This is a genomic window from Polaribacter sp. YIW18, assembly GCF_057219325.1.
Map to the genome: position 1 here is coordinate 41,486 of NZ_JBXVVE010000007.1, position 20,159 is coordinate 61,644.

Below are 20,159 nucleotides of genomic sequence, written 5' to 3' on the forward strand. Positions count from 1 at the left end.
ATGAACATATTAATCACAGGAGGTGCAGGTTTTATAGGTAGTAATTTATCTTTAGCATTATTAGCAAAAGGGCATAAGATCACCGTTTTAGACAATTTGTCAAGACAGATTCACGGTGATACACCTGATAAAACATCTCCTTTATACAAAAGCATAATAGATAAAGTTGTATTCATAAAAGGTACAGTGACTTCCAGGGAAGATTGGAGTAAAGCTTTAGCAGGGCAAGATATTGTTGTTCACTTTGCAGCAGAAACAGGTACTGGACAGTCTATGTATTGTATAGAGAAGTATACAGAAGTTAATATTCAAGGAACTGCTATTATGCTAGATATTTTAGCGAATGAAGAACATAAAATAAAGAAAATAGTAATTGCTTCCTCTAGATCAATTTACGGCGAAGGCAAGTATTTACATCCAGAATATGGAGTAGTTTATCCAAATCACAGAAATGAAGAAGATATGTTGACAGGTAATTTTGATGTAACCTACAAAGGTTTTTCTAACTTAAAGTTGGTTGGTACAGATGAAGAATCAAAAATTCATCCATCATCTGTTTACGGAATTACAAAACAAAACCAAGAGCAAATGATTATGACCGTTTGTCCAACACTCGGCATAGCACCTGTAGCTTTTAGATATCAAAATGTATATGGTCCTGGGCAATCTTTGTCGAATCCATATACTGGTATTCTGTCAATTTTCTCTACCCAGATTAGAAATGGAAACGGTATTCAAATATTTGAAGATGGTAAAGAAACCAGAGACTTTGTTTTTATTGACGATGTAGTTAATGCTACTATTTTAGGAATTGAAAAAGAAGAAGCAAATAATGAGATCTTTAACGTCGGTACAGGAGTGGCTACAGATGTGTTAACTGTAGCTAAGACATTAATTGACGCATATAACATAGATGTTCCAGTAAAAGTAACTGGTAAGTTTAGGCTCGGGGATATAAGACATAATTATGCAGAGATGTCTAAGATAGAAGATCTTTTAGGTTTTAAACCAAAAATATTTTTTAAAGAAGGTATTCAGAAATTTACAAAATGGGTCTTAAGTCAGGTAATAGAAGAAGATAATTTAGAAGCTTCATTGGTTCAAATGAAGAAAAAAGGGCTCCTGAAATAAAATGAATTTAGATAGCTTTAAAAATAAAAAAATACTTTATATTTCTATAAAAACTTTTAATTACGAATTAGAAATAGCAAATAAATTAAGAGAACTTGGGGCTCAAGTTGACTATTTTGATGAACGCCCGTCTAACTCTGTATTAACAAAAGGTATTATAAGATTAAAACGTTCTTTTATTAAAAAAAAGATAGATACCTATTACAATAGTATTTTAAAAAAGATTGAAGGTAAAAAATATGATTTCTTTTTTTTAGTCAAAGGAGAAGCAATTCCTTTCTTTTTTTTAGCAAAACTAAAACTATTACAAAAAAATTGTTCTTTTATATATTATACCTGGGATTCATTTGAAAACAATACTAATGCATTATCTATATTGCATTTTTTTGATAAAAAACTAACATTTGATCCTTTGGATGCGGAGAGGTTTAAATTAGAATTTAGGCCATTATTTTATATTGATAAATATAAAATAATGAAAAACATTAAAAAATCTAAATATAAAATGTTGTTTTTAGGAACGGCACATTCCGATAGATATAGAATCAGTAATGATGTTGTAAATTGGTGTAAAAAACATAATTTTTCTACTTTTACATATTATTACATGCAAAGTAAATTAGTTTATTTTTTTAAATCAAAATTTGATTCCTCATTTAAAGATTTTGATTATAAGAAACTAAATTTTAAATCTTTAAGTATTGACGAAATTATAAAATATTATGAAGATTCATCGATAATATTGGACATAAATCACCCTAATCAAAGAGGGTTGACGATGAGGACTTTCGAAGCTCTCGGAGCAGGAAAAAAAATAATAACAACAAATAAAGAAATAAAGAAATATTCATTTTATAATTCAAATAATATTTTTGTCATTGATAGAGAAAACATTGAATTAGAAAAAGCATTTTTTGAATTTAATTTTAATCCAATTAACGATGATATTTTATTTGAGATGTCAATTACAGGTTGGATTAAATCAGTATTCATTCAGAATGACTCAAATTACTGGTTAAATAAATAAAAATAAATTATGAAAGGAATTATATTAGCAGGAGGATCAGGAACAAGGCTTTACCCAATTACTAAAGGTGTTTCAAAGCAATTATTACCGGTTTATGATAAACCAATGATTTATTACCCATTATCGGTACTCATGTTAGCGGGTATTAAAGAGATCTTGATTATTTCTACTCCAGAAGATTTACCAAATTTTGAGAAGTTGTTAGGTTCAGGCGAGGATTTAGGGATACAATTAAGTTATAAAGAACAACCAAGTCCTGATGGTTTGGCCCAGGCATTTATTATTGGAGAAGACTTTATTGCAAATGAAGATGTATGCTTGGTTTTGGGAGATAATATTTTTTATGGGTATGGATTTTCTGAAACTTTACAAAATGCAAGAAAAAATGTAGAAGAAGGTAAATCTACTGTATTTGGTTATTATGTAAATGATCCAGAAAGATATGGAGTAGCATCGTTTGATAATAATGGGATAGTTACTTCAATAGAAGAGAAGCCACAAAATCCAAAATCTAATTATGCAGTAGTTGGCTTATATTTCTACACTAATGATGTTGTTCAAATTGCCAAAACAATTAAACCCTCTCATAGAGGTGAATTAGAAATAACAACAGTAAATCAAGAGTATTTAAAGAGAAATGACCTAAAAGTACAATTATTGGGTAGAGGTTTCGCTTGGTTAGATACTGGCACACACGATTCTTTAATGGAGGCAGGTCAGTTTATCGAAACCATTGAAAAGAGACAAGGATTAAAGGTGGCTTGTCTGGAAGAAATTGCCTATAATATGAAATATATAGACAAAGCACAGTTAAATAAATTAGCACAACCCTTAAAGAAAAATGGCTATGGCCAATATTTATTAAAATTAACTAAATAAAATAATGAAATTTATTAAAACTGCAATACCAGATGTATATATCATAGAGCCCTCAGTTTTTGGAGATGAAAGAGGGTATTTTTTAGAGTCTTTTAATTTAGAGAAATTTAAAGAAAATATATATGCAATAAATTTTGTACAAGACAATGAATCAAAATCTTCTAAAGGAGTCTTAAGGGGGTTACATTTTCAAAAGCCCCCTTTTGAACAAGCTAAACTGGTAAGATGTATTGAGGGTACGGTAATAGATGTTGCAGTGGATATTAGAAGAGGATCTCCAACGTATGGAAAGCATGTGTCAATAGAATTATCTGGAGAAAATAAAAGACAATTATTTGTTCCTAGAGGTTTTGCACATGGCTTTTCTGTATTGAGTGAAAGTGCTGTTTTTGCTTATAAAGTAGATAATACTTATGCCCCAGCATTTGATGCTGGAATCAGATATGATGATAAAGAGTTGAATATAGACTGGGGGTTACCTGAAGAAGATGTTCAGTTATCAGTAAAAGATGAAAATTTATCATTTTTCAAAGATTTTGATTCACCTTTTAAATTTTAAAAACATGAATATATTAGTAACAGGCTCAAATGGTCAGTTGGGTACTGAAATAAAGGATTTAGCTGTAAACTACACGAAATTTAGTTTCTTTTTCATGGATTTGCCTGAGTTAGATATTTGCAACAGCAGTCAATTAAATATTTTCATTAAAGAAAATAATATAAATACGGTTATAAACTGTGCGGCATATACTGCTGTAGATAAAGCAGAGCAGGATTCAGATATTGCTAAAAAAGTAAATGCGACAGGTGTTTTAAACCTTGTAAATGCATTAGAAAAAGTAGATGGTAAATTAATTCATATTTCTACAGATTACGTGTTTGATGGAAATAATTTTATTCCATACCAAGAGTTAGATGAAGTAAACCCAATCGGTGTATATGGTAATACAAAAAGAAGTGGAGAATTGGAAGTGATCAATTCCGACATTGATGCGATTGTGATTCGAACTTCTTGGTTGTATTCAGCATATGGGAATAATTTTGTAAAAACAATGTTAAGATTAGGGAATGAAAGGGACGAATTAGGAGTGATTTTTGACCAAGTGGGTTCACCAACCAATGCATCTGATTTGGCAAAGACATGTTTAGATATTCTTTCTTATAGTAAAGAAGCTAATATAAATTCTAAAGGAAATCTGTATCATTTTTCGAATGAAGGAGTTGCTTCTTGGTATGATTTTTCAATAGCCATTATGACTTTGGGTAAAGTAAATTGTAATGTTAAACCAATTGAGACAAAAGATTATCCAACACCTGCAAAAAGGCCTCATTTTTCGGTGTTAAATAAATCAAAAATTAAAAATGATTTTGAAATTGATATTCCATATTGGAGAGATTCCTTAGCGAAATGTATTTTGAAATTAAACAAAAATTAAACAAAAATTATGAAAAAAAATATATTAATTACGGGTGGCGCTGGATTTATAGGTTCTCATCTAGTGAGATTATTGGTGAATAAATATCCAAATTATGAAATTATTAATATGGATTGTTTAACCTATGCGGGTAATCTAGCAAATCTAAAAGATATAGAAGATAAAGACAATTATATTTTTGTGAAATGTGATATATGTGATCTAAAGAAAGTAACAGAGGTTTTTCAAGATTATAATATAGACTCAGTAATTCACTTAGCAGCAGAATCGCATGTAGATCGTTCTATTGAAGATCCATTTTCATTTGCACAAACCAATGTTATGGGAACCTTGAGTCTGCTGCAAGCGGCAAAAGAATTTTGGAATGCCAATTTTGAGAATAAGTTATTTTACCATGTTTCTACGGATGAAGTCTATGGTTCACTCGGTGAAAAAGGCTTTTTTACAGAAGAAACCGCCTATGACCCACATTCTCCCTATTCGGCATCCAAAGCATCATCAGATCATTTTGTAAGAGCTTTTCATGACACCTATGGATTGCCTACAGTGATATCTAATTGTTCTAATAATTACGGTTCATACCAGTTTCCTGAGAAATTAATTCCATTATTTATTAATAATATCGTAAATAATAAACCATTACCTATATATGGTAAAGGAGAAAATGTGAGGGATTGGCTATTTGTTGATGATCACGCCAGAGCTATTGATGTTATTTTTCACAACGGAAAATTAGGAGATACCTATAATATTGGCGGATTTAATGAATGGAAAAATATTGATTTGATAAAAGTGATGATTAAAACAGTTGATCGATTGCTCGGAAGAGAAGAAGGTACTTCAGAAAAACTAATGACCTATGTTACGGATAGAGCAGGACATGATTTAAGGTATGCAATAGATTCTACAAAATTGAAAGAAGAGTTAGGTTGGGAGCCGTCTTTACAATTTGAAGAAGGCATAGTTAAAACTGTAAAATGGTACTTAGATAATGGAGATTGGTTACTAAATGTAACTTCAGGAGAGTATCAAAAATATTATGAAGCAATGTACAAATAAAGCTTTATTAAAATAATTAAATAAAAATAGACTAAATTTCTTTTAATAAAAGATAGACTTTAAAAATACAAAATGAATCAATTTAAAAAAGCGTTTTATAAAAAGATAAGTTTTAATGAGGATATTTTAAAAAACAAAAATATTTTATCAAACAAAATTTGTGATCAAAATATTTTAGTTATCGGGGGTGCAGGAACAATAGGCTCTAGTTACATTAAACAGGTTTTAAAATTTAAACCTTCAAAAATTACTGTCGTAGATATTAATGAAAATGGGTTAACAGAATTAACTCGAGACTTGAGAAGCTCTAATTTATTGGATTATAAACCTGAATATATAACGTATCCAGTTAATTTATTGAGTAACACATTTGATAAAGTTTTTAATTCAGAATCTTGGCAAGTAGTTGCAAACTTTTCTGCTCATAAGCACGTGCGATCCGAAAAAGACAAAATTTCTGTAGAGGCCTTGATAAAAAATAATGTTTTTGGGGCTATCAAACTTCTAAACCTCTGTGAAGTAAATCCACCAAAATATTTCTTCAGTGTTTCTACTGATAAAGCAGCAAATCCAGTAAATATTATGGGAGCTTCTAAAAGTTTAATGGAAAAATTGATCTTATCTAAGAAAAATAAATTTAGAGTGTCAACTGCTCGATTTGCGAATGTCGCTTTTTCAAATGGAAGTTTATTGGATGGTTTTATTTATAGATTAAATAAAAAACAGCCGCTGTCTTGTCCGGAGGATATCAAACGTTTTTTTGTGTCACCAGAACAATCGGGTCAAATATGTTTGTTGGCTACATTTTTAGGTGACTCAGGAAATATTTTCTTCCCAAAATTAGATTTTCATAAGGATCAGATCTATTTTAAAGAAATTGCCTTAGATTTTCTAAAAGAAAATGGATTTGAACCTGAATTGATCAAATCAGAAAAAGAAGCGAAAGAATTTGATTTTGAAAAGAATCCTAATAAATATCCTATATATTTCTTTAAGACAGATACATCAGGAGAAAAAAAATACGAAGAATTCTATACAGAAGAAGAAGATTATGAAATTAAAAAATATGATTCTTTAGGTTTTATAAATACTTCAGATGTTAAAATATCTTTTGAAGACGTAGAAAGTGATTTTGAGACTGTATTTAGTGATGCAAATTCTCAAAAGTCAGATATTGTAAGAATAATAAAAAAGTATGTTTCAGATTTCCAGCATATTGAAACCGGCAAACATTTAGATCAAAAAATGTAACTTATGTACAACTTTTTAAAACGCGGACTAGATATTATAGTTAGCTTAATTTCATTAATTATTTTATTACCAGTTTTTATACCTATTATTATAATTCTAAGATTTTCAGCTGAAGGAGAGGTTTTTTATTTTCAAGAACGTTATGGAATTCATAATTCAAGATTCCAAATATGGAAGTTTGCTACTATGCTAAAAAATTCTATGAATATTGGTACTGGTAGTATTACGCTTCAAAATGATCCAAGGGTTACAAAAATTGGATCCTTTTTAAGAAAAACAAAGATCAATGAATTACCACAAATTATTAATATTTTAAAAGGAGATATTAGTTTGGTAGGCCCAAGACCTCTGGTAACCAAAACATTTTCTGCATATACAGAAGAGGTGCAATCTAAAATATATAATGTAAAACCTGGACTTACAGGAATAGGTTCAATTATTTTTAGAGATGAGGAGTCTATTATTTCCGCTGTTACAGATGAAGATCCACATGAGTTTTATAAACGAGTAATAGCGCCTTACAAGGGTGAATTAGAAATGTGGTATCAATCAAATAATTCTTTTTTCTTAGATTTACAATTAATTTTTATGACTGCTTGGGTGATTTTAGTTCCCACTTCAAAGCTTTATGAGAAGTGGTTTAAAGATTTACCAAAAAGAAATTTTTAATTAATAAATTATGCCATTCGATCCAAAATCCGCAAAGAAAGCAGGTGAAAAATCCAAAAGCATGAATTTTAAAAATTACAGTTTTTTTACGGGTTTAGAACACCTACCCACTCTCATTTCCCAATCTCCTCAACCGTTCCATAAACACATCTGCAACAGCGTCTTTATTTGGGTTCTCCCCAATATAACTTAAAAAAGTACTTTCTCTTGAGTGCCCTGTGATTTCCATTAAAATAGGGGTTTCTATCTTTCCAAAATAATTTGTTGCAAAAGACCTTCTCATCGTGTGTGATGTGATCAATTCATATTTTGGATACATCCCAAATGCTACCCTTTTTGTTACTGAACTCATCTTATTTCCTTTGATGACTTGATCAATACCAGCCAATCGACACAATTCCTTAATTTTTTTATTAAAAACAGATGCATTGGTTTTTTGAGGAAAATCTCTTCTTAGAAATTCCAGAACTGTAGGATCAATAATACCAACAGTGATTGACTTTTTTGTTTTGATTTGAATAAGATCTAAATACATTCCTCCACTAGGTGCTTGTCTTAAATTTTGAGGGGTTATTTTTAGTACATCTGAGATTCTCTGTCCAATATTCAAGCCCAATAAAAACCATTTTCTAATATTTTCCAATTCAAATGGAAGGTCAACTAATTCTTTTAGTTTGTTTATTTCATTTTGATTGAGCGTTACAATAATCCTGTCAATTTTTCTTTGACGATAACTTTCTATATGGTTACAATAATTATGTATTTGTTCGCCACCCCTTTCTGCCTCTTTACAAATTGATTTTAGTAGTTTCAATAATTGACCTTGATAATTGATTGAGTATTTTTGGAGGTGTATCATCCAATGGATAAACTGTTGCAGAATGTCTTTATTTAACTCAGTTAAATGAACCGTTCCCCCAATATGATTTTCGAACTCATCCCAAATTCTCCTCAGTGATTTATAACTTCTAACCGAATTATCGGAGAGACCAATATTGCCTGATCCTTTCACTTTTTTATAGGGTGAATTTCGTATGAAATAATCGATTTGAAATAAGACACTATTTGAATTCATTACAATTCTATTTGTATAAATTTTGCTACCACCGGTAGTAAACATCAATACTAAATGTTGGTTTTATTGATTATTGTTGTTGGAAAGCACCACCTTTAATTCCTCATTGTTTAAAAATGGAATAACAGGTCCCCAAACTCCATGTTTTCTGTATCCAACTTCTCGTACAATTTTACTGGGTATAATTAACCCTTGGTAAGTGAATTCATCTGAAATTTCAGCAAAAGTATAGTCAATATGAGTATGGTTGTTATTTATGTTCCAAGCGTGATATACTTGATGTAGTGTTTTTTTGTTTGTAGCTACTCCTTCAACATAAAGGTGATTTTCATTTAATCGATTAGATGAGTTGCCGTAGCAGTTCCCAAATTTTATTTTTCTTCGGTCAACCTTGCAGGTATTGATTTCTATTTCATTGAGGTTAATTGGATTGATTAGGTTGAAATAAAAACAGGTCAAGGAATTAATTCCTAAAATTTCATCTTCAACACCTCTGTTAAAACCACTAATTATTTCACTTTTAATATGTTTCAAATTTGCTATTTTCATAAAATATAATATTTGGATTATTAATGTCTATTTATAATATCATTTATCAATACTTTACCTGGAGCTGTCAGATCATTATTTTTTTCATTTCTAATTTCCTAAATCGTCTCCTCGGTCGATCAAATTTTGAGTTGTAAATTTGACTTTAGAATCTTCTGTTAATCTCTCCTGATTGATTAATTTTAGAGTCCTGATCATTAAATGTGAGTCTTCTTGTTTTTTCATGATATTTATCACTTGCTCAAAACTTAGACTGACTGTTAATTCACATTCGACTTCCGGAAAAAAACAGTTTCTAAAAAATGCAAATTTCCAGATAAAAAGTGGTGGAGCACTATGTTTCAGAATAGTATTGTAGAATTCAATAAAGTCATTTGAGCTTTCTGCTAGAAATTCAAAATGATATTTAATTTTAATCCCTGAATTAATTAACAATGTATTAGTTGGATCTTTCATATTATTATTATTATTTTAAGCTGCTGTAGCTTGATTGATTTTAAGTTCTTCTGTCTCTTTATTTTTATTGAATTTTTCAACCATAATGGCCTTTTTAATTGATTGGTGGAAAAACTTTTCCTCAATTTCGATTCCTATATGTTTTCTGCCCAATAAAAGTGAGCTCATCATGGTATTTCCGACGCCATTCCAAATATCCATTATGTAATCACCTTTTTGAGATCCCTCCAAGGTTAAAACACCTGTCAGGTAAACAGGGGAGGTAGATGAGTGTCTATCTTCTTTATTTTCGAGTTGTCTAAAGTAGTCTCCTGGATTTCCAACGTTACCTCTTATAATATCTTCGCAATACGTGTTAGAAAGTGTGTTTCTGATATTTGAAAGTGACGACTGTATATATTTCTCACCTATAACACCTGTTTCTTTGTTTGAGTGATTTGTGCAACCACTCACTAACTTATAACTGATCTTTTCCCCGTCATACATTTTAAGACTATTGGTAAATGTTATTTTTGGATTACAGGAGAATCTATAAATATATTCAAACGCTTCAGTAGTATCCTTAACATTTTCACCATGAGGTAATGGGTTGGTTTTTATCCACATTTTTTTACTGATAATTTTAAACCCTAATTTTTCCATTTCAATAACAAAATATTCAACGAAGAGCGAGTATACTTTATCCTTTTTGTAGTCATTAATGATAACATAAATCGACCCATCCTCTGACAAATATTCTTTGTATCTGTAATAGATGCTAGCTACATGAGCAGCAAACTCTTGGGATGACATATTCTTCAATTCTTCATGTTCTGCCTCCCATTCTCTACCAGGTCGTTTTGTATCATAACCATACTCACAAGAACCAATTATACACTTTATTTTACCTTTCAAATGATCTATTGGAGATAGGTTAATATTACCTGAATTCCCTTTCAAGAGAATAGAATTCTCTGAGACAAATTGATCATCTACATCAGGAACCATAATTCTATCATTCATAAATTTATCAACATTTCCTTTAGTTTTTTTGTGGGAACTAACAATATTTTTGTACTCATCTTCACTCATATTTTTTTGAAGAAATGAATTAAAAACCCCGAACTCGGAATCATTACTAAGATCAATGACCTTATCTAATTTTGATAACCTGCCATAGTCACAATGGTTCTCAATTAATTTTTTAATTGTATCAACATCGTAGTTGTTTGTTGAAGTTTTTAGCAGCTTTCGATATTGGTGTGCAGTCTCAAGAGAAATTTTATTTTGTAACACCCATGGGATTAGAAATTCAAATTCAGTATTGTCGAATTGATTGTACAACATCACTAATTTTTTCACCTTTTCTGGAGAAAAATTCATTTCCAAACCAATCTCCACATTTCTATTTAAACTTCCTCCTTTTATAGGGGGGTACTTTTTTGAAAAGTGTTTAAATTCATTATAGAGTTCATAACCTGTTTTTATTCTTTGTTTATTTAAATCGACCACCAAATCCTCCACAGAATCATTAGCTTCCAAATAAATTAGCGTCACTTCACAATCTTTAACACCATTTTTCACCATGAAATCATATCGTGTACCGCCCGAGACAAGCTCGTATTTTCCTTTGTGAATTTTAGCCCTGATCACTACCAAATTATTAATTGGTTTTCCTCCAGATCTTTCAAGTGATTTATTTAAGTATCCGTCAGCTGCTGGTGTATACATTTTTTCATGATAATCATTTCTAACTATCGACTCAAGACTAATTCTTTTTTGTTCAGTTTTCATATATTATAGATTTTACTTTCATAAATTTGGTTGACCTTTTTTTAATAAAAAAACAACTATAATTGATAGGTCTCTTTATAGAGGTTCCATAATTCAAAAATAATGGAGGTTCCAATTAATTCACCTTTCTTGTGTTTAAATTCTACAAACCATATCACTTCATCATGTTTAACACATAAATCAGGAATGTAATTTGATTTAAGTTCGTTTATTAATTTCTTCATGGTGTAGAAATCTAAAATTTCAAGTCCTTTGATATTATTTAAAAGATAGTCACCAAACTGCTTTTCAAATTCAATTACATCACGTCTACCGAAATTCTTATTAATTTTTCTTATTCGTTTCCCGGAATCATCAAACCAGTAAATTTTAGTCATATCATATTCATATTCCACTTCTCGATTTTCCTTTTTCAGAAACTGCTTCTTTTTACCTGTAGTAGTTCCGTAATCAGGTTTACATACTAAATTTAGTCTACGAAGTCTCAGTTTAAAATAATTTATCATTATACCAATCTCACGGGGATTTAGTTTTGAAGGAGTAGTCATGAAATTTTCGTAGCTCGATATTAGATTAGAAATCTCCATTTCAATCTCTAATTTGATAGAGTTCAACACCCCCCAATTTGTTGTAGATTCAAACTTAGAACGAATAGTAGTAGCATCACCTGAGTCCAAGATAGTATCCATCTCAAGAGACTTTATGTCCATTAGTGGACCTAATTTAACTTGTTTCAATCGCTCTAAATAAATATCATTATCTAATCTTCTGCTAAACTTCGCAGGATTAGATAATATTTCCTTGATCGGTATGTAATTCAATTCCATTATTAATATAATTTGATCACAAAGATATAAATAAATTATTTATTCCACCAAATAAAATACTGACTTTTTTATTTTTATTTTTGAAACGATTTTTTTAATATAATATAAAGGTGTCAGTTCACACCTTTATATTTAGGCTTGACAATCCCGAAAATTTTTGATATGTTTTATTAAAACTTAATTCGATTTATATCTTATAAGATAGTGTGATTATCGTTGGTGGATGATAATTATAATACACATAAAGCATGTTTATCCTCCTTAAAGTAGATGCCACCACATCGAAATTTGGGGGATTATTATTTTAATGTTCAGCTACTTTGAAAAAGGAATTACTAATCTAATCCCCAGCAAAACTATTGATTTATCACAATTGGTTAAATTAATTAAAAACAACCCTAAAAAATCTCTGATAAATGAGATCAGGGAACTAAGATTAAAGGGGGACCAGACCTATAAGGAAAAGAAAATATTTCTAAACTACATTACTCCAAACTGCAGTGTTAAAAAGCGTAGTTTAAAAGAAGAGGAGGATTACACAAAAAATTTCATTGCACCATCTTCTTACATATATTTCGATTTCGATGATGTGATTAACGTGCAAGAATTTAAAAAATACTTCATTGAAAAATATGGTCATCTTGTCTCTTTAGTATGTCTGTCAAGTGGTGCTGGTGGCATATCTGTTTTGTTCAAAATAACAAATATTATTGATAACAATAACTTCTATGATATATGGGAGATTATAAAAACTACATATCTTAAAGAAGAGCAGGTTGATATAAAATGTAAGAATATTGGCAGGGCAATGTATCTGCCATACGACACTGAACCATTCGTTAATTATGAGAATGAAATTACAGTTGATATTCCTTTAAGTAAAGAAAAAAACACTTCTAAAAAACAGCTCAATCAATCTATATTGAATAAACAATATAATAATACATTGATTGAGCCACTTTCCAATATTGAATTCGAAGAATTTATGGATAAAATTGTAACAAAAACACCTGTAGTGGTTAATAATCCAATTGTTGAATTATTTGCATCAGAAAAAATGGATGTTACTTTTCCTCGCGAGATAAGAGATACCAAAAAACATAGTATCTATACAATTATGATCCATAAACTTGTTTATTTAAATCCACAGTTACCGGCAAGTTACTTGTTTTCTTATCTGAATTTCATCAATAATTATTATGGAAAACCACCAATGGAATATAAGAAACTCATAGATCTATTTACTTTCGTTTATTCCAGCATTAAAAATGATGAAAACTATGAATTTAAGAATAAAAAGTATAAGTACGTGCATTTCAATAGTAACTCAAAATTAACAGGCGGAGAAAAAAGAAATTTAGCAAGTAAAATAAATGGAAAAAGAAGAAGTAATACATCAATCGAAAAGATAATTACTGCAAAAGAAGAGTTAAAATCTCAAAAGTTAAAAATCACTCAGAAAGCACTTGCAGAAAAAACAGGGTTATCTATTAGCACAATTAAAAGACATATAAATTCTGAACCTGTGGATCTAGAAAAATTGGTTATTGATGTTAATGAACTTTATACAGATGAAGATCCTATAGTAGATGGTGATGATGTTTTTCTCTCAAATGGACATAATGTGTCAACTGACAATATTTTCCACCCTGAGTGTCCCAAGTGGGTTTATAATTATTATGAAAAAAGAGATTATTTAAATGACTTATAGAAGAAACTCAACTGATTTAAAGATAGATAATTACATTGTAATATGATTTTGCTGTGGCTGACTCACTAAAAAAATCATCAACTGTCTGACATATTTTATTTTCTATGATATTTATAGAGAAACACAGTTATGAAAGAGAAAAAGTCAAAAAGAGTAATAGTTCGAATAACCGAAAGTCAATTCAATAATTTGATGGAGTGCGTTATAGATGAACAAATAAAAATTTCAGATATTCTAAGAGAATCTATAACAGATAAACTTCAAAAACTAAGGAAAGATGATAAAAGGAAAAAATAATTTAAACTATGAATATTATAACAAATACCTTATCAATTGTGGGTCTAATAATCCACCTAATATGGAGTTACTAAATGATTTTTTTAATGAAAAATTAAATATTCTACCTGAACACGAATTAGAACCATCCAATGTGGTTTTACTAAATGAATTGATAGTTTTTTGTCGTAATAAATTTGACAGTTAAAAGGCACAAAGCACCAACAGGAATAATTACTAATTCTCGATTGTATATGCTGAGTACTTGATTTTGAATAACGTAGTAAATTAAATCTAATTGGCATGATTGGTTGGGGGATTGAACTATTTGTGAAATAACCACAGTTTTTAATTGTTTTTCAAGTAGACCTTTGTTAGAGTTTCTCCCATGGTATTGCATAGAATTTCCTGTGGGTGTTGCTCCAATGAGAATTGTTCCAATTGATCATGGTAGAGTTTAGACTTAGATTCTGATGTAATTAAATAGTAATGGAAATACTCATGGATAACAGTATTGATTAGTTCTCTGCGTATTACATTGTTGTTCCTGTAGATGGTAATTGTGTTATTGTAGAAACAATACTCTCCCGCGAGATGAGATTTACCTTCAGCTAAAGTCAGTAGTGGTTTTTGTTTTCGAATTGGATATAAATAGAGGCACCAGTTCAAAACATCCTCTGCCAAATGAAATTGCCAGTCTTCACCGTCACCTGTCAAGAATTTGATTAGCACAGATATCAAGTTTAAAATGAACAACCCTCCAACAACAATAAAATAAATTGTGAAAAAGGTATCCATTATAGTAACTTTTTAACTTTCATTATTGTCTTTGGTGACGCATTTATTTGCTTTGCTACTTCTCGGATAGATAATCCCATTTCTAAATAGTGAATTATTTTCTTTGATTTTGGTTTGGATAGAAAGGTGTTGTTAGATTCAGTAGTGTTTTTCGGTCTGCCTAGGATACCTCCCTTTTGAAGATAAATAAGTCTCCCTGTTTGAGTTCTTTCTTTTATGTTTTCCAATTCCATTTCATAAAGAGAACTCATTGTTGCTGATAAAATCTTCCAAACAGGATTTCTTTTACCATTAGGTCTAGATTCAACTCCTAAATTTCTAATTTTGACATTAACCTTGTGTCTATCTAACCAATCAAGGGTGGAAATTACATCCCCCATATTTCTACCAAGACGTGAAAACTCTTCTGTTACTAATTCAGTTACTTTTCCGTTCTCAACTAGTTGAACCAATTTTTTAGCTTCAACTCGATCTCTAAAACTCACCGAGCCTGATACTTTGTCGAGAAGTGTGATATCATATCTATCGGTATCCGCTTCAAATCGATTACCTGTTTGAAGAATGGTACTCACTCTATTATACTTTACTTTCATAATCGTAGGATTTTAAATCACACATTAAAATTACCGAGAAAGTGCCGTATTGCCTAAGAGTCAGACAAACTTTAGCGCAACTTTAGCGCTTCCTTTTTTATCTTGATTTAATTTCCTTCTTGCCGATTAAAATCTCAGATGGATCAACATAGTTTATCTTCAGGTATCATTGATAATAGAGGTGCCGATTAGTATTCTATGTTAATCAGGTCCCACGTCGATGAGATACTGTCTTTCGGTTATCTCTTACAATTGATATGAACTAAAAACCGCAATGAGAAACATCTTCTAAATTTTCTAAAAAATTTCAATAAGGACTATTGTTATAATTTTTAAGACGTTTCGTTAAATATATAAATATTATCTCAGTACTTATATTCACTAAAAAGTATAACTATTAGTGAATACAATCTAAAATAGTATATTTTTTAAAAAAAGACATTGTACAAAAGAAATTAAAAGTTTAATACATCTTATGCCAATTAAATTTGAGCTTTTTGGTTCGGCTTTAAAAATCTCATTGATTAAATTTAAAGTTAGTTTGGTGCCCCCCTCACTGGAGTGCTTAGGTATCCCCCCTTATATACCCCATTTTTCGATGTCTTTAGAGGGAGGTCAATTCTCTCGATCAAATTTTTGGAAAATTTTGGTAAAAAAGTATCTTTTTTTCGTGGGGGTAATAACTAAAATGAAAATTTTGGCATTTTTTCACCAGAAATTCAAATTTTTATGCCTCAAGTATGATAATATTACTTTTTAAAATTCAACTGAACTAGTTTTTCTTTGTACCAGTTTTTATCTGTTACCCTTTTGAATAACCAAACTCGATAGTCTTTATATATGAGGGACTTATAAATAACGCCTAATCTACTTTTTAAGAATAAATACCTCTTAATGCGTTTGTGTCGTCTTTTTGTTGTTTTACTGTTGGTAAACTGATTATTAAAAACACTTAAATAGGAAGCTGACATTTTTGTGTTATTGTATTCTAAACTATCTACCTTGTTAAAAATCTCATAGCAAGCTGCTAAAAAACAATGTAAAGGATTGGTTAGTTTATTTAATGTATTCACCGCATCTTTTGCATTTGTTTTTTTAGATAACAAAAAAACATCATAGGCATTACGTAAGGCCATGGTCTTATAGTCAAAACCATGGTCGTTTATTTGATTCGCTATGATGGATAAATTTAATTTGTTTGCATAACTCAAAACTTTGATCTCATCAATCACTTGAGAATCTTTTTCAACAATACTATAATTGAATTCTTTTCTATATTTTTCTATTGCCAATATTTCTGAATGAATTTCTACAGCAGCAATGTTACTCTCTTTTTGAAGTCTTCTATAATGTTTGCCTCCTGGAAAATAGTAATCTTGCTTACTCACCTCAGAATAATCAAAACTCCTTAATAATTGGATTGCTTTTGGATAGTCTTCTTTTGAAAAAATAAAATCAATATCCCCAACCATACGCTCAGCAACATCATCATAGATTCCTGCCAACAGATTCCCTGTTCCTTTTAAAAAAATTGGTGTAATGTTATTTGTCAATAACAGCGTATTTAATTCCCTGGCTTGAGTGATGATTTCTTCGTTCCGCTTTCTGTTTAAATTGGTAATATGTTTCATGTAAGTAACTAACTCCTCAGGTAAATAGTGTAAAAAATTAGCCCTTTGCAAATTGCAATACAATGCAGGAAAGACATAATGAGCAGTACTTACTTTTACAACAGTATCCCAATCTATATTATTTGATTGCAACTGTTTTTCAATTGCTTCCTTATTCCTGTCCTCCACAGAAATAGTTAAACATTTTGCAACAAAGTATAGCGTTTCTTTATAATTCAATGATATTAGTTTTTGCTAAATGTGTTTTACTTTCTTGTGATTGATCTGCTATTAAAAACCTTACCAAGCTCTTTTAGAATCCTTGGGAAATACATAAAATTTAACTGAATTACTATTTTGATAAAATATCAAATAATTCGTGATTAATATAGTAATTCGTAACGCCTAATTTCTTTTTTGTTAATATTCCATCATCTGACAACGTGTTCAAGTAATTAGCAGCAGTAATTCTTGATACCTTTAAATCTTTCTCTACAAATTCGATTTTAGTATACGGATGTTTAAACAAGTTATTTAGCAAGTCCTGACTGTAGAACTTGTAATTTTTCCTAATTTGATGTTTTTGTTTTAATAGTAGGGATTGTATTTGTGTGATTTTTTGGATTGTATCCATTGCAGTCTGTTCAACACCCTCTAAAACAAATAATATCCAATCTTCGAAATTTTTATGATCTCTTACGGCTTGAATTTTTTTATAATAATCACTTTTATTTGATATGATAAACTTGCTCAAGTATAATATGGGTAAGTCTAATAGATTTTGAAGGACAAGATAAAGTACATTTATAATCCTTCCTGTTCTTCCGTTTCCATCATAAAAAGGATGTATACTTTCAAATTGGAAATGTATGATAGCCATTTTTATGAGAGGATCTAAATCACTGATTTCATTGTCATTAATATATTTCTCTAAATTACTCATTAGATCCATAATAGTCTGGTGGTCCTGAGGTGGTGTATAAATTATTTCTCCTGTACTATTATTTTTAAGGGTAGTACCCGGAACCTTTCTTAAACCTGCGTTATTTTTTTCAAGTGTGGCTTGAATTTCAATAATCATCCTATTGGTAAGGAGTTTTTGGTTGTTTATAAGCTCAAAGCCTTTTTTAAGGGCTTCTATATAATTTTGAACTTCTTTAGATTCAAGAGATTCTATGTTATTTGTATTAAGTTCTGCCTTATATAAGTCATCGTGAGTAGTTATAATGTTCTCAACTGCAGAACTATCCTTTGCTTCTTGAAGACCTAAAGTATTGATTAATATGGTTTGATTAGGTATACTTTTAGACATCCCTTTTAACTCAGCCAATGCCTTATGTGAGGACGTTAGTTTCTTGAGAACCATCGTGGACTCAAGCTCAATGTTTAATGGAAGATAACTTAAAGTATATAATTGCATATGTAAAGAAAATCAAAAAATCTATACAAAGATAAACTATTATGTATAAAAAAATCAATTTTCTTTACAAAAGGAAGGTGATGTGATAAGATAACTCAGGAATTTTAATATAGAAATTAAAACCATTGAAGAATGTGATATGATTCATAAAACAAACACTACAAGAGAACCTTTTAAGTTACTCAGTAAGTTTATAAATTTCAAAATCTCATGGCCGTTTCATGGCAATTTAAGAGTTTTCAAAAATTTAATTACTGAATATCAGTTAGTTATAAATTAATTGAGACTACAGTCCGGCGCTAATTTACTATTAATTATTATTATTTGGATAATGCATCCATCAAAATATCAGCGTATGCATCCATATTAGCATTTTTACCAACATATTCTAAAAACGTACTTTCCCTTGAGTGACCTGTAAGTTTCATTAGAATGGGAGTGGGTATTTTCCCATAATGATTGGTTGCAAAAGATCTTCTGAGGTCGTGGGAAGACAATAATTGATGTTTTGGAAATTGTCCTAAATAACTTCGCTTTTTAGAACCATCATATTTATATCCTTCAACAATTTGATTAATTTCAGCTAATTCAGCAATTTTTTTAATGTCTTGGTTGAATTTGGAATTAGAAATTTTATGTGGAAAGCTATTTAAAATTATATCAATAACAACTTTATCAACAATACCAACGGTAACAAACTTCCCTGTTTTTTTTTGATTGATATCTATGTATAATCCGTTATTGTTCGCTTGTCTTACATTATCGATAGATAATTCGAGCAAATCTGAAACTCTTTGGCCAATGGAGTAACCTATTAGAATCCACTTTTTTGAGTTTAATAAAGAATTAGATTGAATTTTTAAGTTTTTAATTTTTGCGAACTCTGAGATTGAAATTAAATTAATGATTTTTTTACTGCTATCGTTTTTAAAACAACTTAAATAAAAAACTTGTTGATTCACCTCAATTTCACGCTTTAAAACTTCTTTAGATATTGTTTTAAGTCCTTTTATCATTCCGTTGGAATAATTGATAGAATATTTTTTTTCATTTAACAACCAATTTTTAAATTTTTCAAGTAAATTTAAATTAAGTTCTTCGAATACTAACCTCTGATTTATATCCTTTTCGAACTCTACTATAACTTTAATAAAAACATAATAAAATTTGATTGTATTTGGTTTTAATCTTTGTGAGTTATTTTTAATCCATAATTTTGACTGAAATATAACAGTATTTTCTTCTGTAAACTTTTTCCCTCCATTAAATTCGTATACTAATAGTTTTAACCATGGTAAGTCTAAATTACTTTTCGGACCATCCTTTACTTTATCTAAAACATATTTTTTTAATTCAATTAATTTTTGATTATTTTTTTCATAACTTGGCGCTTCATAATCTATTTGTTGAAGATTTTTATTCCAATATTTACTATAAATTTTTATTCCTGTGGAAGTCTCTAACCTAACAGATTTTTGGGCATACAGGTAAATTTTAATAAATACATAACTTTTATTTTTTGTTCTAATTCTAAATCCTACTGTCGCCAATTATAAAGGTTTTGGCTAATATATAGCACTGCCATTAAACGGCCATTAAACTGCCATCAAAAAATTATT

General features: G+C 29.8%; 18 protein-coding genes. 9 read left to right on the forward strand and 9 right to left on the reverse strand.

Annotation, left to right across the window (positions count from 1 at the left end):
* From AC2D6T_RS08600 to AC2D6T_RS08635, 8 genes are all read left to right on the forward strand, one after another.
* Nucleotides 1-1,131 carry an NAD-dependent epimerase/dehydratase family protein gene (locus tag AC2D6T_RS08600; protein WP_484681209.1) on the forward strand — a complete coding sequence of 377 codons (1,131 nt, stop codon included), beginning with the start codon at nt 1-3 and terminating at the stop codon, nt 1,129-1,131.
* A 1-nt stretch (nt 1,132) separates the two neighbouring features.
* Nucleotides 1,133-2,158, forward strand: a complete 1,026-nt coding sequence (locus tag AC2D6T_RS08605; protein ID WP_484681210.1) for a WaaS/CpsH family glycosyltransferase — start codon at nt 1,133-1,135, stop codon at nt 2,156-2,158.
* A gap of 9 nt (nt 2,159-2,167) precedes the next feature.
* Complete coding sequence (gene rfbA, locus AC2D6T_RS08610; RefSeq protein ID WP_484681211.1) at nt 2,168-3,037, forward strand: glucose-1-phosphate thymidylyltransferase RfbA; 870 nt, start codon at nt 2,168-2,170, stop codon at nt 3,035-3,037.
* 4 nt (nt 3,038-3,041) lie between these two features.
* Nucleotides 3,042-3,596 (forward strand): dTDP-4-dehydrorhamnose 3,5-epimerase, encoded by a 555-nt coding sequence (gene rfbC / locus AC2D6T_RS08615; RefSeq protein ID WP_484681212.1) that lies wholly within the window; start codon nt 3,042-3,044, stop codon nt 3,594-3,596.
* Between the two features lie 4 nt (nt 3,597-3,600).
* Entirely contained in the window at nt 3,601-4,473 is an 873-nt protein-coding gene (gene rfbD, locus AC2D6T_RS08620; protein ID WP_484681213.1) for a dTDP-4-dehydrorhamnose reductase, read from the forward strand.
* 9 nt (nt 4,474-4,482) lie between these two features.
* Nucleotides 4,483-5,532, forward strand: a complete 1,050-nt coding sequence (rfbB, locus tag AC2D6T_RS08625; protein WP_484681214.1) for a dTDP-glucose 4,6-dehydratase — start codon at nt 4,483-4,485, stop codon at nt 5,530-5,532.
* A gap of 72 nt (nt 5,533-5,604) precedes the next feature.
* Nucleotides 5,605-6,783 (forward strand): polysaccharide biosynthesis protein, encoded by a 1,179-nt coding sequence (locus AC2D6T_RS08630; RefSeq protein ID WP_484681215.1) that lies wholly within the window; start codon nt 5,605-5,607, stop codon nt 6,781-6,783.
* 3 nt (nt 6,784-6,786) lie between these two features.
* Entirely contained in the window at nt 6,787-7,452 is a 666-nt protein-coding gene (locus AC2D6T_RS08635; RefSeq protein WP_484681216.1) for a sugar transferase, read from the forward strand.
* Between the two features lie 103 nt (nt 7,453-7,555).
* Here AC2D6T_RS08635 and AC2D6T_RS08640 read toward each other — a convergent pair whose 3' ends face one another.
* The 5 genes from AC2D6T_RS08640 to AC2D6T_RS08660 form a co-directional block, all read right to left on the reverse strand.
* Complete coding sequence (locus AC2D6T_RS08640) at nt 7,556-8,464, reverse strand: tyrosine-type recombinase/integrase (RefSeq protein WP_484681217.1); 909 nt, start codon at nt 8,462-8,464, stop codon at nt 7,556-7,558.
* A 126-nt stretch (nt 8,465-8,590) separates the two neighbouring features.
* The gene (locus tag AC2D6T_RS08645; protein ID WP_484681218.1) at nt 8,591-9,076 is read right to left on the reverse strand and encodes a hypothetical protein; all 486 of its coding nucleotides are present in this window, start codon (nt 9,074-9,076) and stop codon (nt 8,591-8,593) included.
* A 90-nt stretch (nt 9,077-9,166) separates the two neighbouring features.
* Nucleotides 9,167-9,532 carry a hypothetical protein gene (locus tag AC2D6T_RS08650; RefSeq protein WP_484681219.1) on the reverse strand — a complete coding sequence of 122 codons (366 nt, stop codon included), beginning with the start codon at nt 9,530-9,532 and terminating at the stop codon, nt 9,167-9,169.
* Nucleotides 9,533-9,547: 15 nt separating this feature from the next.
* A complete protein-coding gene (locus AC2D6T_RS08655; protein ID WP_484681220.1) occupies nt 9,548-11,305 on the reverse strand; it encodes a DNA methyltransferase in 1,758 nt (585 codons plus the stop codon).
* 56 nt (nt 11,306-11,361) lie between these two features.
* Nucleotides 11,362-12,132 (reverse strand): hypothetical protein, encoded by a 771-nt coding sequence (locus AC2D6T_RS08660; protein WP_484681221.1) that lies wholly within the window; start codon nt 12,130-12,132, stop codon nt 11,362-11,364.
* 307 nt (nt 12,133-12,439) lie between these two features.
* Between AC2D6T_RS08660 and AC2D6T_RS08665 the strand changes: the two genes are divergently transcribed.
* Nucleotides 12,440-13,843, forward strand: coding sequence for a winged helix-turn-helix domain-containing protein (locus AC2D6T_RS08665; protein ID WP_484681222.1), 1,404 nt, complete (start codon nt 12,440-12,442; stop codon nt 13,841-13,843).
* 1,073 nt (nt 13,844-14,916) lie between these two features.
* On the opposite strand, the gene AC2D6T_RS08670 is transcribed toward AC2D6T_RS08665, so the two are convergent.
* The 4 genes from AC2D6T_RS08670 to AC2D6T_RS08685 all read right to left on the reverse strand — a co-directional run bounded on the left by AC2D6T_RS08670 (nt 14,917) and on the right by AC2D6T_RS08685 (nt 20,090).
* Entirely contained in the window at nt 14,917-15,510 is a 594-nt protein-coding gene (locus AC2D6T_RS08670) for a recombinase family protein (RefSeq protein ID WP_484681223.1), read from the reverse strand.
* A 749-nt stretch (nt 15,511-16,259) separates the two neighbouring features.
* Nucleotides 16,260-17,360 carry a nucleotidyltransferase domain-containing protein gene (locus tag AC2D6T_RS08675; protein WP_484681224.1) on the reverse strand — a complete coding sequence of 367 codons (1,101 nt, stop codon included), beginning with the start codon at nt 17,358-17,360 and terminating at the stop codon, nt 16,260-16,262.
* Nucleotides 17,361-17,472: 112 nt separating this feature from the next.
* Complete coding sequence (locus AC2D6T_RS08680; protein ID WP_484681225.1) at nt 17,473-18,540, reverse strand: Fic family protein; 1,068 nt, start codon at nt 18,538-18,540, stop codon at nt 17,473-17,475.
* A 320-nt stretch (nt 18,541-18,860) separates the two neighbouring features.
* A complete protein-coding gene (locus AC2D6T_RS08685) occupies nt 18,861-20,090 on the reverse strand; it encodes a tyrosine-type recombinase/integrase (protein WP_484681226.1) in 1,230 nt (409 codons plus the stop codon).
* Between the last annotated feature and the right edge of the window lie 69 nt (nt 20,091-20,159).

Bases quoted from the DNA above. Each gene is read 5' to 3' on its own strand.
- AC2D6T_RS08600 (WP_484681209.1), top strand. From the start codon at position 1: ATGAACATATTAATCACAGGAGGTGCAGGTTTTATAGGTAGTAATTTA.
- AC2D6T_RS08605 (WP_484681210.1), top strand. From the start codon at position 1,133: ATGAATTTAGATAGCTTTAAAAATAAAAAAATACTTTATATTTCTATA.
- rfbA (WP_484681211.1), top strand. From the start codon at position 2,168: ATGAAAGGAATTATATTAGCAGGAGGATCAGGAACAAGGCTTTACCCA.
- rfbC (WP_484681212.1), top strand. From the start codon at position 3,042: ATGAAATTTATTAAAACTGCAATACCAGATGTATATATCATAGAGCCC.
- rfbD (WP_484681213.1), top strand. From the start codon at position 3,601: ATGAATATATTAGTAACAGGCTCAAATGGTCAGTTGGGTACTGAAATA.
- rfbB (WP_484681214.1), top strand. From the start codon at position 4,483: ATGAAAAAAAATATATTAATTACGGGTGGCGCTGGATTTATAGGTTCT.
- AC2D6T_RS08630 (WP_484681215.1), top strand. From the start codon at position 5,605: ATGAATCAATTTAAAAAAGCGTTTTATAAAAAGATAAGTTTTAATGAG.
- AC2D6T_RS08635 (WP_484681216.1), top strand. From the start codon at position 6,787: ATGTACAACTTTTTAAAACGCGGACTAGATATTATAGTTAGCTTAATT.
- AC2D6T_RS08645 (WP_484681218.1), bottom strand. From the start codon at position 9,076: ATGAAAATAGCAAATTTGAAACATATTAAAAGTGAAATAATTAGTGGT.
- AC2D6T_RS08650 (WP_484681219.1), bottom strand. From the start codon at position 9,532: ATGAAAGATCCAACTAATACATTGTTAATTAATTCAGGGATTAAAATT.
- AC2D6T_RS08655 (WP_484681220.1), bottom strand. From the start codon at position 11,305: ATGAAAACTGAACAAAAAAGAATTAGTCTTGAGTCGATAGTTAGAAAT.
- AC2D6T_RS08660 (WP_484681221.1), bottom strand. From the start codon at position 12,132: ATGGAATTGAATTACATACCGATCAAGGAAATATTATCTAATCCTGCG.
- AC2D6T_RS08665 (WP_484681222.1), top strand. From the start codon at position 12,440: ATGTTCAGCTACTTTGAAAAAGGAATTACTAATCTAATCCCCAGCAAA.
- AC2D6T_RS08670 (WP_484681223.1), bottom strand. From the start codon at position 15,510: ATGAAAGTAAAGTATAATAGAGTGAGTACCATTCTTCAAACAGGTAAT.
- AC2D6T_RS08680 (WP_484681225.1), bottom strand. From the start codon at position 18,540: ATGCAATTATATACTTTAAGTTATCTTCCATTAAACATTGAGCTTGAG.